The 17,350-nt window shown below is 76.1% G+C and carries 10 protein-coding genes; all 10 read left to right on the top strand.

What is annotated here, in order from left to right; translation table 11 throughout:
• Window positions 1-189 precede the first annotated feature (189 nt).
• Window positions 190-1,227: a heavy metal-binding domain-containing protein gene (locus tag ABD330_RS04360; RefSeq protein WP_344460880.1), complete on the top strand. Its 1,038-nt coding sequence runs from the start codon at window positions 190-192 to the stop codon at window positions 1,225-1,227.
• A 73-nt stretch (window positions 1,228-1,300) separates the two neighbouring features.
• Complete coding sequence (locus tag ABD330_RS04355; RefSeq protein ID WP_344460878.1) at window positions 1,301-2,131, top strand: heavy metal-binding domain-containing protein; 831 nt, start codon at window positions 1,301-1,303, stop codon at window positions 2,129-2,131.
• Between the two features lie 65 nt (window positions 2,132-2,196).
• Window positions 2,197-2,667, top strand: coding sequence for a hypothetical protein (locus ABD330_RS04350; protein ID WP_344460876.1), 471 nt, complete (start codon window positions 2,197-2,199; stop codon window positions 2,665-2,667).
• A 419-nt stretch (window positions 2,668-3,086) separates the two neighbouring features.
• Window positions 3,087-4,412 carry an MFS transporter gene (locus ABD330_RS04345; RefSeq protein ID WP_344460874.1) on the top strand — a complete coding sequence of 442 codons (1,326 nt, stop codon included), beginning with the start codon at window positions 3,087-3,089 and terminating at the stop codon, window positions 4,410-4,412.
• Window positions 4,413-4,439: 27 nt separating this feature from the next.
• Window positions 4,440-5,753, top strand: a complete 1,314-nt coding sequence (locus ABD330_RS04340; protein ID WP_344460872.1) for a non-ribosomal peptide synthetase — start codon at window positions 4,440-4,442, stop codon at window positions 5,751-5,753.
• Window positions 5,754-5,847: 94 nt separating this feature from the next.
• Window positions 5,848-9,018 carry a non-ribosomal peptide synthetase gene (locus ABD330_RS04335; protein ID WP_344460870.1) on the top strand — a complete coding sequence of 1,057 codons (3,171 nt, stop codon included), beginning with the start codon at window positions 5,848-5,850 and terminating at the stop codon, window positions 9,016-9,018.
• Window positions 9,015-10,187 (top strand): acyl-CoA dehydrogenase family protein, encoded by a 1,173-nt coding sequence (locus ABD330_RS04330; RefSeq protein ID WP_344460868.1) that lies wholly within the window; start codon window positions 9,015-9,017, stop codon window positions 10,185-10,187. Before ABD330_RS04335 ends, ABD330_RS04330 begins: the two co-directional genes overlap by 4 nt.
• A 28-nt stretch (window positions 10,188-10,215) precedes the next feature.
• Complete coding sequence (locus ABD330_RS04325; RefSeq protein ID WP_344460866.1) at window positions 10,216-12,054, top strand: non-ribosomal peptide synthetase; 1,839 nt, start codon at window positions 10,216-10,218, stop codon at window positions 12,052-12,054.
• A 118-nt stretch (window positions 12,055-12,172) separates the two neighbouring features.
• Window positions 12,173-13,972, top strand: coding sequence for a non-ribosomal peptide synthetase (locus tag ABD330_RS04320; protein WP_344460864.1), 1,800 nt, complete (start codon window positions 12,173-12,175; stop codon window positions 13,970-13,972).
• Window positions 13,969-16,875 carry a condensation domain-containing protein gene (locus ABD330_RS04315; protein ID WP_344460862.1) on the top strand — a complete coding sequence of 969 codons (2,907 nt, stop codon included), beginning with the start codon at window positions 13,969-13,971 and terminating at the stop codon, window positions 16,873-16,875. Before ABD330_RS04320 ends, ABD330_RS04315 begins: the two co-directional genes overlap by 4 nt.
• Window positions 16,876-17,350 lie beyond the last annotated feature (475 nt).

Genomic DNA, 17,350 nt, shown 5'->3' with positions numbered 1-17,350 from the left:
CGTGTCGGTTGACGGAGCCGGCGGGGGCCTGTGAACCGGCGGGGGCCGGTGCGGGCCGCCGTCCGTACGGGGCGTGGCCGGCTGGGCGCCACGCAGTTCCCCGGGGGCCGGGCAGCGGGCGAACGGCGCAGGCTAGTGTGCCTGGCAACGGGCCTGGGGTCATGCGCCGGACGGGAGTGGATGACGGATATGTCGGAGTCATGGAGCGGGGCCGGGCTGCCGCCGGCTGCGGCGGAGCGGATGGCCGAGGTGCGCGGGAGCGGGACCTGGTCGTCCGCGCTCTCGACCGGCGAGTTCGCGGCCGTCCGGGCGGTGGGCTTCGAACCGGTCGGCCAGGTGATGGGCTCGGCGGTCTACCACGTCGGCCGCAGCGGCCGGTACTGGGGCTACCACGACTGCCTGTTCAACGGCGCGGGTTTCGGCTTCAGTTTCGGCGGCGGGGCCGGCCCGGCGCCGGTGGCGCTGTCCGGCCAGGGGGCGCCCTCCGCCGCGCTGGTGGACGTGTTCGAACAGGCCCGGCGCACCGCGCTGGGCCGGATGACCGCCGAGTGCAGCGTGCTCGGCGGGGACGGCGTGGTCGCCGCCGAGCTGACCATGGCGCCCTTCCCCGCGCAGCCGAACTGCCTGGAGTTCAAGGTGATCGGCACGGCGGTGCGGGCGAACGGCCCGGTCCGGTCGAAGACCCCGTTCACCTCGCACCTGGACGGCCAGGGCTTCGCCAAGCTGGTGACGGCCGGGTGGGTCCCGGTGGAGCTGCTGGTGGGGATGTCCGTCGGGGTCCGGCACGACGACTACCGCACCCAGCGGCAGACCTACTCCTGGCAGAACGTCGAGGTCACGGGGTGGAGCCAGCTGGTGCACGAGGTCCGGGCCGACGCCCGGACCCAGTTGCAGCGGCAGGGCGCGCGCCGGGGCGGGGACGGCGTCATCCTGGCGAACGGCACACTGCGGGTCTGGCGGGAGGGCTGCCTCCGGGCGGCGAGCCGGATCGGCGGCACCTCCTCCGAGCAGGAGGACCACGTGGCCGAGGCCACCATGATCGGCACGACGGTCGCGCGGTTCGAGACGGGCGGGTCCCGGCCGGGCACGCTCGCGGTGCTGCCGCTGGGCAACCGCGGGGACCGGCTGCGCAAGCGGCTGGCGGCGGTGGCGTCGAGCCCGTACGGCGACCCGGCGGAGTACCGGCGGCTCGTCACGGAGTTGAACGACGCCGGCGGCCAGGGGTGAGTCCGTCCTGCCCGGCAAGGACGGCCGTGGAGCTTCGGAATCAGTACGTACGAGTGGATGAAGGGGTAGTCAGATGACCAGTTCCGACCCGACGGCTCAGGGAGTCCCGGCCGACGCGATGCGGCGGCTCGCCGAGCTGGAGCCGGGCAAGCCCGGTTCGATCTTCACCAGCGACCTGTCGGTGAACGAGTTCCTGTTGGTGCGCGAGGCGGGGTTCAAGCCGATCGGCCTGGTCCTGGGCAGCTCGATCTACCACGTGGGGATCCAGCTCGGGCGCTGGGGCAAGAACCAGGAGCTGACCACGCTCAGCCAGGCGATGTACCACGCCCGCGAGCTGGCGATGACGCGGATGGAGGCCGAGGCGGCGGCGCTCGGGGCGGACGGCATCGTGGGTGTCCGGCTCACCGTCGAGGCCCGGGAGTTCGGCAACGACATCGCCGAGTTCATCGCGATCGGCACGGCCGTCAAGGCGGACAACCCGGCGCCCGGCGGCGGCAGCTGGCTCAACAACAAGGGCCTGCCGTTCACCTCGGACCTCTCGGGCCAGGACTTCTGGACGCTGATCCGGGCGGGGTACGCGCCGCTGGGCATGGTGATGGGCACCTGCGTCTACCACATCGCCCACCAGAAGATGGGCGCGGTCTTCTCCAACCTGGGCAAGAACGTCGAGATCGAGCAGTTCACCCAGGCGCTGTACGACGCCCGCGAGCTCGCGATGAGCCGGATGCAGGCGGAGGCCGAGGAACTGAACGCCGAGGGTGTGGTCGGCGTGCAGCTCAACGCGCACAACCACCGCTGGGGCGGGCACACCACGGAGTTCTTCTCGATCGGCACCGCCGTACGGCCGCTGCGCGAGGACCACCAGATCGAGCGTCCGACGATGGTGCTCAGCCTGGACGGCTGATCCGGCGTCAGCAACCGCGCCGGACACCGCAGTAGACGACGACGTACGAGAGTGCAGGGAATTCCATGAGCGAGCAGGACCCGTTGCCCGGCGCACCGGACCCGGCCGGCGGGCTGCCGGAGCTGCCGGAGCCGCCCGGTGGCGGCGCCTCGATCGAGCTGCTGGCGGCGGCGCTGCGCCGCGACTCCGCCGACCTGGAGGTCTACGCCCAGGTGCTGACCGGGGCCCTGGCCGAGGCGCTGCCGCCCGGTTCGGTGGCGCTGGAGCACAAGCGCAGCATGAGCGACCGGCTGGCCGGCCGCGCGGGCAAGGTCGAGCGGCTGGAGGTGTCGCTGGACGACCGGCGGCTCGTCCTGACCCTGGCGCACGGCCGTCCGGCCGGCGAAATCGCCACGATCGTCCGGGGCGTGGTGCTCTCGCGCAAGCCGGTGCCGCTGGACGAGTGGGCCGGGACGCTGGCCGCCGCGCTGGCCGCCCGCGCCCGCTCCGACGCCCGGGCCCGGGCCGCCCTGGAGAGGCTCCTGCTGGACGAGTGACCGCCGCCGGCCCGGCCGGCCTGGCACACCAAAGGGGTGCGTGGGATACATCCACGCACCCCTTTGGTGTGGGCACTGCCTCACGCGGCTGGGACTGCGGTGAAAGATGTGACGAGCTATCACATAACCTCAAAATAGAGGTTAATAAACCATAAGTTTGCACTCAATCAAGCCAAGTTTGAACACATACGTTCGATGGACGGTGCGAGCATCCCCGAAGAACGGACGCCGCCCGGGCCGGACCCGACCGACCGTCAGGTCAGTCGGCGCTTGCCGTTCCGCTCGGACCGGGCATCCGCTCGACGTGATCATGATCAGGCGTCAGGTCCGGTGAGTGATTCGGGTCACTTGCCGCCGGGAAGTCCGGAATCGTTCCCACCGGTTGCCCACCGCAGCACTCTTGACCGACAGTCACACAGGTGAACGCCATTCAGCGCCTCGTCGGAGGCGCCCTCCTGCGCCACCACGACTTCCGGTACCTGCTGTCCGGGGCCGCCGCGAGCCAGCTCGGCAGCCAGGTGACCCTGGTCGCCTTACCCCTGGTGGCGGTGGTGGGGCTGGACGCCTCCCCTTTACAAGTCGGCCTGCTCACCGCGGCCGAGACCGCCGCCTTCCTCCTGGTCGGCCTGCCCGCCGGAGCCTGGGTGGACCGGATGCGCCACCTGCCGGTGCTGGTCCGCGCCGACCTGGTGCGCTGCCTGGCGGTGGGTTCCGTCCCGCTGGCCGCCGCCGCAGGCCTGCTGACGATGGCCCAGCTCTACCTGGTGGCACTGGTCACCGGGGTGGCCACCGTGTTCTTCGACGTGGCGCACCAGTCCCTCCTGCCGCGGCTGCTGCCCCGGGAGCAGCTGGTCGCGGGCAACGGAGCGCTGGAGACGGTGCGTTCCTCCTCGCAGGTCGCCGGTCCGGGGCTCGGCGGAGTCCTCGTGCAACTGCTCGGGGCACCGCTCGCGATGGCCGCCGACGCCCTCGGGTACCTCGCCTCGGCGCTCCTGCTGCTGGGCGTCCGGACCGAACAGCCCCGCCCCGAACCCGTCCCCGGGCGCTCGCTGCGGGCCGACATCGCCGAGGGCCTGTCGTTCGTGCTGCGCCGCCCGCTGCTGCGGGTGATCGCGGCGGCCACCGCGGCCTCCAACTTCTTCTCCGCCCTGCTGCTCGCCGTGCAGACGCTGTTCTGGGTCCGGGTGCTCGCCCTCTCCCCCGCCGCGATCGGCCTGCTGCTGTCCGCCTCGGCCGTGGGCGGTCTGGCCGGCGCGCTGTGCGCGGGGCCGCTGGCCCGGCGGTTCGGGCAAGCGAGGCTGATCTGGCTCTCCGTCACCGTCACCGCGCCGTTCGCCCTGCTCTGGCCGCTCTCCGCCGGCGGGGCCGGTGCGCCGGTGTTCGCGGCCGGCTCGGCGGTGGTGTTCTTCGGCGCCGTGGTCTACAACGTGGCCCAGGTGAGCTTCCGTCAGGTGATCTGCCCACCGGCCCTGTTGGGGCGGATGAACGCCACCGTCCGCTTCCTGGTCTGGGGCACGCTCCCGCTCGGCGCCCTGGCGGGTGGCACGATCGCCACCGCCGCGGGGCCCCGGGCCGCCCTCTGGGTCTGCGCCGCCGGTTTCCTCACCGTGCCGCTGCCCCTGCTGCTCTCACCGCTCCGGCGGCTGCGGGACCTCCCGGCCGCCGAGACCGGCGAGACCACCCGGGCCGCCGACTCCACCGAGGGCGCCACGCCCCGGGCCGCCGACGCGGCATCCACCCTCTGACCCCGGAACCGAAGCGGAGATACCCCTGTGTCCGCCAGCATCACCGCCGCCTATCTCACCCGATTCCGTACCGTGGCCGCGGATTCGGCCGAACTGCTCCCGCTCACGGGTGCCCAGCGCCGGTTCGCCCTGACCCGCCGCCTGGACCCGCAGGGGCGCCCCGACGTCGTCCCGCTGTTCTTCGGCTACCCGCACGGGACGGTGGACACGGCCCGACTGCGCCGCGCCGCCGTCCGGCTGGCCGGGCGGCACCCGGCTCTGCGCGGCAGCCTGGCCGCGTTACGCGGCACGCCCGTCCTGCGGCTCGGCGACCCCTCGGCCGACGTACGGGAGATCCCGGTGCCGCCGGGCGGGACGGCCGAGGACGCGCTGCGCCACGCGCTGCTCGCCTGGCCGGCGGCCGGCCCGCCGCTGCGGCTGCTGCTGGCGCGCGGGACCGCGCCGGACGAGGAACTGCTCGCCGTCGCACTGGACCACGCGGCCTGTGACGAACAGTCACTCGGCACCGTCACCGCCGAGTTGGCCGAACTGTACGCGGCGGACCGGCCCGACGGCCCGACGCCCGCGGCCGGCCTCGCCGCCTACCGCGAGGCGGTGGAGCTCCAGCTCGCCGCCGAGGTCCGGGCCTCCTCCCCCGCCGCGTTCGCACACTGGGGGGCCCGGCTCGGCCGGCTCGCGGGGGACGGCGCGGCCCCGCCGCCCGGCCGGGCCGCCGGCCCGCCGGACACCGGCATGCTGACCCGCCGGCTCCCGGCCGCCACCGGCGCGGCCCGCGGCGCCGTCTTCCCCGCGCTGCTGGACGCGGTCTCGGCCGCCGCCGGCCGCCTGCCGGGCGCCGGGGCCGCGAACGGCGCGGCGCTCGGCTACCCGTGGGGCGGGCGCCCGCCCGGCGCGCCTGCGGCGCTGGGCTGCTTCCTCAACACGCTGGTGCACCCCGCCGCCGCGAGCCCGGCCGACCTGGACGGGCTCAGCGCCTCCTGGTGGGACGACCTCGACCACGCCGACACCCCGTTCGACGAGGTGGTGCACGCCGCGCGCTCGGCCGGCTCCCGCTGGTCCGGCGCCCTGGACGGCCTGCTCACCTTCGAGGACCTGCACCGGCGTCCGCCGCTGGTGCTCGGCGGGACGCCGGGCCGGGAGACCCACCTCGCCGGACGCCCGCTCACCGCCCCGTTCGCGGTGTCCGCCTCGCACGGCGAGGACCTCCTGGTCCGGTTCGCCTGGGACCGGACGCGCAGCACCGACGACGCCGCCCACGGCGCCTTCGACGCCCTGCTGGGCACCCTGCGCCACCACCTCGCCGCCGCGCCGGACGCCACCGCGCCCGGCCGCGCCGCCTGAAGACCCCACCCCACCGCCGCCGTACGGCCCCACCGGGCCCACCCGGCCGCTTCCGCACACCCGCACGCCCCGCCACAAGCGAAGGGAAACGTCCATGTTCGCTCTCTCCTCCTCGCAGGAGATCGTCTGGTTGCACGAGCAGCTGCAGCCCGGCAGCCGCGCGTACAACTTCACCGCCGCGCTCGACCTGTGGGGCCCGCTGGACCGGGACGCCCTGCGGGCCGGCCTGGCCGCCGTGATCGACCACCACCCCGGCCTGCGGCTGGAGTTGGTCGAGCAGCCGGGCGGCCTGCCCGGCCAGCGGGTCGCCGGGCGGGCCGAAACCCGGCTGCGCACCAGCGACCTGTCCGGCGAGGAGGACCCGGAGTCGGTCTTCCAGCAGGTGCTGCGGGCCGAGGCCGAGGAGCCGCTCGACACCACGCGGGCACCGCTGCTGCGCTGGCACCTCGTCCGCCTCGGCGAGCAGCACCACCGGCTGATCCACGTGGAGCACCACCTGATCCACGACGGCCACTCGTTCGCCGTCCTGCTGCGCGACCTGTTCACCGTCTACCGCGCCCACGTCCTCGGCGGGCCGGCCGAACTGCCGCCCACCCGCTCGTACGAGGAGCACGCCCGCACCACCGGCCAGGCGCAGGCGGAGAGCCTCGCGTACTGGCGGGAGGAGCTGCGCGACGCGCCGATGGACCTGGCGCTGCCCGGTCTGAACCGCCCGGGTGCCGTCCGCAACCACCGGGGCGGGCAGCTGCGCCAGACGATCGGCGCCGATCTCGCCGAGCGGCTGCGCGAGCGCAGCCGCGGCGACGGCCACACCCCGTTCAGCACCCTGCTCACGCTCTTCGCCGAGCTGCTGCGGCGGCACAGCGGGCACCACGAGCTGGTGGTCGGCACGGCGGTCGGCAACCGGCCGGCCGGCTTCGAGGGCACCGTCGGGATGTTCGTCAACACGCTGCCGCTGCGGCTGCGGCTCGACCCGGTCGCGTCCGGGTCGGAGGCGGTGGACGAGGTCACCGACACGCTGCTGCGCGCGCTTCCGCACCAGCAGGTCCCCGTCCAGGAGCTGACCCGGGCGCTCGGGCTGCACACCGGCGGCGCGGACAACCCGCTGTTCGACGTGATGTTCAGCGCCCATGACGCGGCCCTGCCGGAGATCGAGGTGCCGGGCCTGGAGATCTCGCTGTACGAGGGGTTCAACACCGGCACCACGCGGTTCGACCTCGACCTGGTGCTGCTCCCCGACGACCGCCGGGTGGTCGGGCAGCGGCACGGCGCGGCCGGGATGACCCTGGTCTGGGACTACGACGCCGACCTGTTCGGCGAGGAGGTCGCCGGTCTGCTGGCCGGGCGGCTGCTCGACCTGCTGCGCGCCTACCTCGACGACCCGCTCCGCCCGCTGGCCGCCCTGGCCGCCGCGCCCGCGCCCGCCGCCGAGGCCACCGCGCCCGCCGAGGCCGCCGCTCAGGACGGCCTCGACCCGGCCGCCGCGCACGACCCGGGCCGGCTCGCGCTGGTCTCCGGCACCGAGCGGCTGACCTACGGCGACCTGGACCGCCGGGTCGGCGAGCTGGTCGACCGGCTGCACGGCGCCGGGGTGACGCCCGGTCAGCCGGTGGCCGCCGTGCTGCCGCGCGGCGTGGACGGCGTGGTCGCGCTGCTGGCCTGCCTGCGGGCCGGCGCGGTGTACGCGCCGCTCTCGCCGGAGGACCCGGCCGCCCGGCTGGACCTGCTGCTGGACCGGCTGAGCCCCGCCCTGGTGCTGGCCACCCGGCAGAGCGCGCTGTCGCTGCCCGCCGACGGCCGCACTCCCGCCCTGCTGGACGGCCCCGCCTTCCCGAAGGCCGAGCCCGCGCCCGTCCTGCCGGGCGCCGCGTACGTGATCCACACCTCCGGCTCGACGGGCGTGCCCAAGCCCGTCCTGGTCGGCCGCCGGGCGCTGGCCGGGTACGTCGGCGCGCTCGCGCGGCGGTACGGGCTGACCGAGCGGGACCGGGTGCTGCTGTTCGCCCGGCCCTCCTTCGACGTGGCGCTGGAGGAGGTGCTGCCCTCGCTGGCCGCCGGGGCCTGCCTGGTGCTGCCGCAGCGCGAGGTCCCCACCGGCCCGGAGCTGGTCGCGGTGCTGGCGGCCCGCCAGGTCACCGTCGCCAACCTGCCGACCAGCTACTTCCTCGCCGTCCGGGAGGAGCTGCGGGAGGCGCTGCGGGACGGGCGCTGGGCACCCCGGCTGCTCGTCCTGGGCGGCGAGCGGCTGCCCGCCGAGGCGCTGCGCGGCCTCGCCCGGGATACCCGCGCGACCGTGCTGAACGCGTACGGCGTCACCGAGGCGACCGTCACCTCCACCGTGCACGAGGTCACCGGGGACGACCTGGCGGCGGGCGAGATCCCGCTCGGCGCCGAACTGCCCGGTGTCCGGGTGCACGTGCTGGACGCCGGGCAGCACCCGCTGCCGGCCGGCGCGGTCGGCGAGCTGGCGGTCGGCGGGGCGATGCTCGCCGACGGGTACCTCGGCCTGGCCGAGGCCACCGCCGCCCGGTTCGCCACCCCGGCCGCGCTCGGCGGCGAGCGGGTGTACCTGACGGGTGACCGCGGCTACCGCGACCTGGCCGGGCGGCTCCGCTTCCTCGGCCGCCGGGACAACCAGGTCAAGCTGCGCGGCCACCGGATCGAGTTGGAGGAGATCGAGGCGGCGGCCTCCGCCGAACTCGGCGGCCGGTCCTGCGCGGTGGTGCTGGACCAGGACGCCGGGCACGGCCCGCGCCTGGTCGCCTTCCTGGAGGGCGGCGGGCAGCCCGACCGGGCCGCACTGCACGCCGCGCTCTCGCTGCGGCTGCCCGGGGCGCTCGTCCCGGGGACCTGGGTGGCGCTGGAGACCATGCCGACACTACCGGGTGGCAAGCCCGACCGCGCCGCGCTGGGCCGCCGGCTCGCCGAGCTGCCCGCCCCCGGCGACGAACCCGCCGAGGCGCAGCCGGAGTTGTTCGACGATCCGGCGGTCGCCCTGGTCGCCGAGGCCTGGCGGGAGGTGCTGGGACACAGCCGGTTCTCCGCCGACTCGCACTTCTTCGAGGTCGGCGGACACTCCCTGCTGGCCGCCCAGCTCGCCGCCTGGCTGGAGCCCCGGCTGGGCCACCGCCCGCCGCTGCGCGCCCTGTTCGCCAACCCGAGGCTGACCGACCAGGCCAGGGCCCTGACCGCCAGGGCACCGGCTGTCGGGACACCGACCACCACGACGACGACCGCCACGACGACGGGCGGAGAGCAGTCATGACCCACGCCCCCTCCGCCGTCCTGGAGCAGGACCACCGCGAGCTGGTCGAGGCGTTCGAGAGCTTCGTCCGCCGCGAGCTGGTGCCGCTGGCCGCCGAACTGCCCGAGACCGCCGACCAGCCGCCCGCCGACCTGCGCGGCTACGTGCGCAGGCGCTCGGCCGCGCTCGGCTTCTACGCCGGCGACTACCCGGAGGAACTCGGCGGCTCCGGGATGCCCTTCACCGCCGTGGTCCTGCTGCACCACGCGGCCGGGCGCAGCGGCTGCTCGCTGGCGCCGTACGCACTGGCCGGCTCCGACGGCCCGAGCCCGCTGCTGCGGCACGGGACGCCCGAGCAGGTCGAGCGGTACCTGCGGCCGCTGGTGCGCGGCGAGGCGGCGCGCTGTCTGGCACTGACCGAGCCGCAGGCCGGTTCGGACGCCTTCCGGCTGAGCACCACCGCGAAGCGGGACGGCGACGGCTGGCTGATCAGCGGCCGGAAGACCTTCGTCAGCAACGCCGACCGGGCGGACTTCGCCCTGGTGGTCACCGCCACCGACCTCGGCGACGGCGCCACCGGCGGCGCGACGGCCTTCGTGCTGCCGATGGACACGCCGGGCCTGCGGATCGGGCAGGCGTACCAGGGCATGTCCGGCGAGCCGCTGTTCGAACTGCTGCTGGAGCAGGTCCGGGTGTCCACCGACGCGGTGATCGGCGGCGAGGAGGGCGTCGGGGCCGCGATGGCGCTGGCCGTGGACAGCCTGTCGCGCGGCCGCCTGGTGGTGGCGGCGATGTGCAACGGCGTCGCCGAGTACGCGCTGCGCCTCGGTGTGGAGTACGCCCGGGAGCGGGAGGCCTTCGGCGAGCGGATCGGCGCCTACCAGCACGTCCAGGAGCACCTGGTGCGCAGCCGGGCCGAGGTGGAGGCGTCCAAGCTGCTCACGCTGGCCTGCGCCCGGCTGGTGGACGAGGGGACGGAGGCGCCGGAGAACGCGGCGCTCGCCAAGCTGACCGCCTCGGAGACCGCCGTGCGGGTGGTGGACCGGGCGTTGCAGGTGCACGGCGCAACCGGCTGGGTGCGCGGGCATCCGCTGGAGTTCCTGTACCGGTACGTCCGGATGATGACGATCATCGAGGGGACCTCCGAGGTCCAGAAGGTGATCATCGCCCGGTCCATGGGCCTGGGCTGACCCGCTACCACGACTCGGAGGCACCACGATGAACGAACTCAACACCATGACCGACCTCAGCATCATGCACGGCGGCCCGCATCGGGACTCCGGCGTCCTGGCCGCCCACCTCGACTGGGTGCGCCGCACCCCCGACGCCCCCGCCCTGCTGCACGGGGAACAGAGCTGGAGCTACGCCGAACTGGACCTGCTGGCCGCCTCGGTGGCCGACGCGCTGCGCGAGCGGGTACGCCCGGGGCAGTTGGTGGGCGTCTGCCTGGACCACTCGGTGGCGCTCGTCGCCACCGCGCTGGCGGTGGCCCGGCTCGGCGCCGTCTACCTGCCGCTCGGCCCGCGCCCCGGTGAGCGGCGGCTCCAGGCGGTGGCCCGGAACCTGGACCTCGGCTGCCTGGTCGGCGACCCGGCGCTGCTGCCGGCCGGCCACCAGGACGCCGAACAGCTGCCGTTGGCCCTGCCCGGGGCCGTCCGGGTGGTCGCCGCCTTCGCGCCGTCCGCCCCCGGCGCGGTCGGCGCGCCGGCGGGCAGCTACTACGCGGTGCTGACCTCCGGTTCGACCGGCACCCCCAAGGCGGTGGCCGTCGGCGAGGAGTCGCTCGGCGCCCTGCTGAGCTGGTACCGCGAACTGACCGGACTCGGACCCGGCGACCGGCACAGCCTGATGATCGGCGTCGCCTTCGACCCGCATCTGAAGGAGCTGTGGGCGGCCCTCACCTCCGGTGCGGCGCTGAGCGTCGCACCGGAGGAGGTGCGCTGGGACCCGGCGGCGCTCACCGGCTGGTGGCGGCGGGCGGGGATCACCGCCGCCACGCTGCCCACCCCGCTGGCCGAACCGGTGCTCGACCTGCCCTGGCCGGACGGGCTGGCGCTGCGCCACCTGATGATCGGCGGCGACCGGCTGCGGCGGCGCCCCGCGGCGGACGTCACCGCGCACGTGCACAACGCCTACGGCCCCGCCGAGGCGACGGTGGTGACCACCGTCCACACCATGGCCCCCGGCGGCACGCCGGACGGCCCGGACGACGCGCCGCCGATCGGGCTGCCGGTGCCGGGCACGACCGTATTCGTCACCGACGCCGACGGGCGCCCCGTCCCCCGGGGCGAGTCCGGGGAGCTGCGGATCGGCGGGCGCAGCCTGTCCCTCGGCTACCTCGATCCGGAGCTGACCGCCCGCCGGTTCGTGGCCGCGCCGCAGGGCACGGACGGCCTGGTCTACCGCACCGGCGACCGGGTGCTGATGCGGGCGGACGGGGTGCTGGAGTTCCAGGGCAGGCTGGACGACCAGGTCAAGGTCAGCGGCGTCCGGATCGAGCCCGCCGAGGTGGAGGCGGCGTTCGAACGCGACCCGCGGGTGCGGCGGGCCGCGGTGGCGGCCCGTCCGGACGCGGCGGGCGGGGTACGGCTGATCGCGTTCGTCCAGCCCGCCTCGGACGGCGTGCTCACCGCCGGACCGCAGCTGCTGCCGCAGGTCCGGGAGTGGCTGCCCGAGCAGGCGGTGCCGACCCGCGTCCTGCTGGTCGACGCCTTCCCGCTGGACGCTAACGGGAAGGTCGACCGGGCCGCGCTGCTCGCCTCGGACCTCGCCCCGGCACCGGCCGCTCCCGCCGGTCCGGCCAGTCCGGCCAGTCCGGCCGACGAGGACTCCTCGCAGACCGAGCGGACCGTCCTGAAGCTCTGCCGGGAGCTGCTCGGCAACCCCGCGCTCGGCCCGCTGGACAACTTCACCGACGCGGGCGGCAACTCGCTCGCCGCCTCCCGGCTGTTGGTGGCCCTGAAGCAGGAGTTCGGCGTCCAGCTGCGGGCTCCCCTGATGCTCCGCCAGCCCGACCTGCGGCGGCTCTCCGCGCTGGTCGACGCGCAGCGCGGCTGACGCTGCTCAACGAAGGGGGTGCGAGGGACTGCGCACCGCGGTAGGTACGGCGCCGTACCTACCGATTTCGCGCAGTTCCCCGCGCCCCTGGCGGCAACCCCTCCAGGAAAGGAAACCGATGTCCTCTCAGCTGATACCCGGCGGTGTGCCCGGGCTGATCGCCCGGCAGGCCGAGGTCCGGCCGCAGGCGCTGGCCGTGTCCGACGGGACGACCGTTCTGACGTACCGTCAATTCGTTCTCGAAGCAAGGAGGCTGGCCGCCGAGCTGGCCGCCCGCGGGGTGGGGCCGGGCAGTGCGGTCGGGCTGCTCGCCGCCCGGTCGGCCCGGCAGGTGGTGGCCCAGCTCGCCGTGTGGTGGGCGGGCGGGCACCTGGTGCCGCTCGACCCGGCGTACCCGCGCACCCGGACGGAGGGGATGCTCGCGGACGCCGGGGTGCGCCTCACCCTGGGTGACAAGGCGCTGCTGGCCGGCGCCGGCCTCGCGGAGGAGCGGACGTTCGCCCTGGACGGCTCCGAGCTGCCCGGCGGCGCGCTCGCCGGCGCCGCGCCGCACCCGGCCCTCGACGACCCGCGGGCGCGGGCGCTGCTGCTGTACACCTCCGGCTCCACCGGCCGGCCCAAGGGCGTGGAGCTGCCGCACGGCGCGATCGCCGACCTGGTGACGGCGCCGGACGCGGTGCCGATGGGCCCGGGCGACCGGATGCTGTACCACTCGCCCGCGACCTTCGACGCCTCGACGTACGAGCTCTGGGTGCCGCTGGCGAACGGCGCCGCCGTCATGATCTCGCCCGCCGACCGGCCCACCCCGGAGGAACTCGCCCGGGACGTCGAGCGGTTCGGCGTCAGCGCGGCCTTCCTGACCACCGCGCTCTTCCACCACCTGGCCGCCCGGCAGTCCCGGATCTTCGGCGTGCTGCGGACCCTGGTGGTCGGCGGCGAGGCGCTGTCCGGGCAGCACGCCCGGACGGTCCTGCGGGCCTTCCCCTGGCTCGACCTGCGGAACGCCTACGGGCCGACCGAGGCCGCCACCATGACCACCCTGCACCGGCTGGGCGAGGACGACGGCGACGGCCCGCCGCCGATCGGCCGCGCCTTCGGCGGCGCCCGCACCGCCGTCCTGGACGAGCACCTGGGCCCGGTGCCTCCGGGTGCGCGGGGCGAGCTGTGGATCGGCGGCGCCCGGCTGGCCCTCGGGTACCTAGGGCAGCCGGAGCTGACGGCGGAGCGGTTCCGCGAGATCCCGGGCCACGGGCGGATGTACCGCAGCGGCGACCTGGTGACGGCCCGTCCGGACGGCACGCTGGACTTCCACGGGCGGGCGGACGGCCAGGTCAAGGTCCGGGGCTTCCGGATCGAGCCGGACGAGGTCGAGCACGCCCTGCGGCGGCACCCGGCCGTCGCCGAGGCGGCCGTCGTGGTGCGGCGGCCCGGGCAGGAGGACGCCGCGCTGACCGCCTGCGTCGTCCCCGCCGACGGGCAGCGGCCCGCCACCGCCGCCCTGCGCGACCACCTGGCGGAGCTGCTGCCCGCCCATCTGGTGCCCACCGCCTGGACGCTGCTGGAGGCGCTCCCGCTCACCGCCACCGGCAAGGTGGACCGCCGGGCCCTGGCCGGGACGGCGGCGGAGCAGGCGCCGGCCGACGGGCCGGCCGCCCCGCTGACCCCCTTGCAGCAGGCCGTCGCCGAGGCCTGGGCGCGGGCGCTGGACCGGCCGGTGGACCGCCCGGAGGCGGACTTCCTGGCCGAGGGCGGGCACTCGCTGATGGCCATGTGGGTGGTCGACGACCTCCGCGAGGACCTGGGCGTGGAGCTGTCGCTCGCGGACTTCTTCGGCCACCCGACGGTCGCCGGACAGGCCGCCCTGATCGAGCGGTCGCTGCTCGCCGCCGCCGACCGACCCGCCGAGGACACCCGATGAGCGACCCCACCGACCCCACCAGCCCGACCGACCCCTCCGACCGGACCGGCCCCACCGGCCCCACCGGCCGTCCCGATCAGGCGCAGCTGCTGCGGCTGGCCCGGCAGCGGGCCGGTGCCGCCCGCCCGGCGGCGATCCCGCGCAGCGCGCAGCCCGGCCCGGCGCCGCTCTCGCACGCCCAGCGGCGGATGTGGCTGACGGAGCAGCTGGGCCGGGCCGGCGCCCTGTACAACGTGCCGCTGGCCACCCGGCTGCGCGGCCCGCTGGACCTCGGCGCCCTGGCCACCGCCCTCACCGGCCTGACGGACCGTCACCTGGTCCTGCGCACCCGCTACGGGCAGCACGACGGGGAGCCGTACCAGGAGGCCGGGGCCGCCACCCCGGTGCCCGTCCCGGTGCTGGCGGCCACGCCCGAGCAGGCCCCGGCGCTGCTGCTCGCCGAGGCGGCCCGCCCGTTCGACCTGGCGGCCGGGCCGGTGCTGCGCGCCCTGGTGCTGCGCCACGCGCCCGAGGACCACACCCTGCTGCTCACCCTGCACCACATCGCCGTCGACGGCGGCTCGCTGCCCGTGGTCGCCGAGGAGCTCGCGGCCCTGTACGCCGCCGGGCTCGCCGAGCCACCGCTCCCGCCCGCCGCCGGGCTCGCCGAACCGCCGCTCCAGTACGCGGACTTCGCCCGCTGGGAGCACGGCCGCACGCTCACCGCCGAGGTCGAGGACTGGGCCGCCCGGCTGGCCGGGGCCCGTCCCGTGCCGCTCCCCCGCCCGGCCCCCGGCGGGCCCCGGACCAGGGCCGCCGGGCGGCACAGCGCGCCGCTCGCCGCCGACACCCTCGCAGGGCTGCGGCGGCTGGGCCTGGAGCACGGCGCCACACTGTTCACCGTGGTGCTGGCCGCCGCCTTCGCCACCCTGCAACGCGCCACCGGCGGGACCGACCTGACGCTCGGCTGCGCGAGCAGCCACCGCTCGCGGCCCGAGCTGCGGCGGCTGGTGGGGCTGTGCGTCAACACCCTGCCGGTGCGGGCCGACCTGGGCGGCGACCCGGCGTTCGCCGAGGCGCTCCGCCGGGTCCGCGAGGCGCTGCTCGACGCGCAGGGGCGGCACGAGGTCCCGTTCGACCTGGTGGTGGACCGGCTGGGCGCGGCGGCGCGCGGCGAGGACGGCACCCCGCTGCTCGCCGTCACCTGCGACCTCGTCCGGCCGTCCGATCCGCTGCGGCTGCCCGGCCTGACCGCCGAGGCGGTCGAAGTCGACCTGGGGCTGGCCAAGTTCGACCTCGGCCTGTTCGTCGAGGACGGCCCGCAGCCGCGCTGCCTGGTGCAGTACGACACCGGCGCACTCGACGAGCCGACGGCCCGTCGGATGCTGGCCGGCTTCGCCGACCTGCTCGCCGCCGTGGCCGTGGACGGCGGCCGGCGGCTCGGGCAGCTGCCGGGCGGCCCACTGCGCCCGGCCCAGGCTCTCGTCCACCCGGCCCAGGCCGCGTTGCTCGCCGACCCCCGGGTCGGCGAGGCGGTGGTCCTGGTACGGGACGGGCAGCCGCCGCTGGCGTACGCGGTGACCCGGGGCCCCGGTGCCCCGGGCGGCGCCGAGCTGCGGATGCGGCTGCGCTCCCGGCTGCCCGCCGGGCAGGTCCCGGCGGCCGTCACGCTGCTGGACCGCCTGCCGCGCGACGCCGCCGGCGCGGTGGACCTCGCCCGGCTGCCCGGCGCCGGCGCCGCTCCGCCGCCGGCGGGCCCGGCGCGGCTGGCGGCCGTCCGGGCGGCCTTCGGCGAACTGCTCAGCGGCCTCCCCGGCCCGGAGGACGACTTCTTCGTGCTGGGCGGCCACTCCCTGGTCGCCGTCCGCCTCGCCGAGCGGCTGCGCACGGACACCGGCCTGCCGCTCACCGGCCTGGACATCCTGGAGCAGCGCACCCCGCGCGCGGTGGCCGCGCTGCTCGACACCCGTGCGCGCGAGCGGTCGGCGGCGCAGCAGCGGCGGCCGGGCCACGCGGGCCGCGCCGTCCGCCCGGGGACGGTGCTGCTGACCGGCGGCACCGGCGGGGTCGGCGCCGCCGTGCTCCAGGAACTGCTGGCCCGGGGGCTCCCGGTCCGGGCGCTGGCCCGGCCCGAGTCCGCCCACCTGGTGGCGCTGGACGGCGTGGAGGTGGCGGAGGGCGACCTCGGCGACCTGGAGAGCCTGCGGGCGGCCGTCGAGGGCGTCGACGCGGTCATCCACGCGGCCTGCACCTTCACCTCGCCCGAAACCGACGTCGCCGCCATGCGGACGCTGGTGGACGCCTGGCGGCAGGGTGGCTTCGTCTTCGTCAGCAGCATGGACGCGTACGGCCGCCCGCCGCTCGCCGAGGTCCCGGAGGGGGGCCCGACCGCCTTCCCGGTCAGCCCGTACGGCCAGGGCAAGCTGGACTGCGAGCGCATCCTGCTGGCCGCCGCCGGGACGCGGGGCCGCGGCCCCGGCTCGGTGGTCCGCTCCCCGATCGTCTGGGGCCCGCAGCAGCGCCTGCGCGACCAGCTCCGCTGGGGCGCGACGGGCGCGCTCTACCAGGCCGCCCGGGCGGGCGGGCCGCTGGTGCTGCCCGACCCCTCGGCGCACCCGCACGACTGGTACGGCGCCGCCTGGGTGCACTCCGCCGCGCTGGCCCGGGCCCTGGCCGACTGCGCCGGCGGCTCGGGGCCGGCCGACGGCCGGGTGGTGAACGCCGTCTCCGGGCACGTCTCCTGGCCCGAACTGGCCACCGAACTGGGCCGGTTGCTGGGCTCCGCGAGCGCGGTGGAGCTGCGGCCGGAGGCCGAGGAGGATCTGCTGCGCCCCTGGCACTACCGGGCCGACGCGCTGGCCGGGGCGCTGCGCGAGCGGCCGGGCGAGGACTGGCGCAGCGTGCTGGCGGCGATGGTCCGGTAGACCGCCGGCCGCGCCTGACTGCGGACACACCGCCCTCATACCGGCGGCCGACCACTGGCCAACCACGGCGCGGGAGGGTTCCACCAGCAGCCGGAAAACACCGGAAAACGCCCCGAGAGGACGGCACTCATGGCCGAGAACACCGCCGACCAGGCGATCGAGAGCTACGAGCCCGAGATCATCGCGGACAGCTCCCCGGAGGACGACTACTACTGCGGCGTCCACTGGGAGCCCTCCCTCTGACGGCACGCCCGGCAGACGCCGACAGCCCGCCGAACACCGGCTGACCTGCGGTTTGAGCACCCGCACGACGAAGCCGACCGGTACCGACAGCGTTCCAGCAGCCGCCGGGGAACACCGGCGAACGACCCGAGAGGACGGCACTGATGGCCGAGAACACCGCCGACCAGGCGATCGAGAGCTACGAGCCCGAGATCATCGCGGACAGCTCCCCGGAGGACGACTCGTACTGCGG

The organism is Kitasatospora kazusensis, from assembly GCF_039529945.1.
Taxonomy (GTDB): Bacteria; Actinomycetota; Actinomycetes; order Streptomycetales; family Streptomycetaceae; genus Kitasatospora; species Kitasatospora kazusensis.
Note: the sequence above shows the minus strand (reverse complement) of the source record. Positions and strands in the feature narration are given on the sequence as shown.

Bases quoted from the DNA above. Each gene is read 5' to 3' on its own strand.
- ABD330_RS04360 (WP_344460880.1), top strand. From the start codon at position 190: ATGTCGGAGTCATGGAGCGGGGCCGGGCTGCCGCCGGCTGCGGCGGAG.
- ABD330_RS04355 (WP_344460878.1), top strand. From the start codon at position 1,301: ATGACCAGTTCCGACCCGACGGCTCAGGGAGTCCCGGCCGACGCGATG.
- ABD330_RS04350 (WP_344460876.1), top strand. From the start codon at position 2,197: ATGAGCGAGCAGGACCCGTTGCCCGGCGCACCGGACCCGGCCGGCGGG.
- ABD330_RS04335 (WP_344460870.1), top strand. From the start codon at position 5,848: ATGTTCGCTCTCTCCTCCTCGCAGGAGATCGTCTGGTTGCACGAGCAG.
- ABD330_RS04330 (WP_344460868.1), top strand. From the start codon at position 9,015: ATGACCCACGCCCCCTCCGCCGTCCTGGAGCAGGACCACCGCGAGCTG.
- ABD330_RS04325 (WP_344460866.1), top strand. From the start codon at position 10,216: ATGAACGAACTCAACACCATGACCGACCTCAGCATCATGCACGGCGGC.
- ABD330_RS04320 (WP_344460864.1), top strand. From the start codon at position 12,173: ATGTCCTCTCAGCTGATACCCGGCGGTGTGCCCGGGCTGATCGCCCGG.
- ABD330_RS04315 (WP_344460862.1), top strand. From the start codon at position 13,969: ATGAGCGACCCCACCGACCCCACCAGCCCGACCGACCCCTCCGACCGG.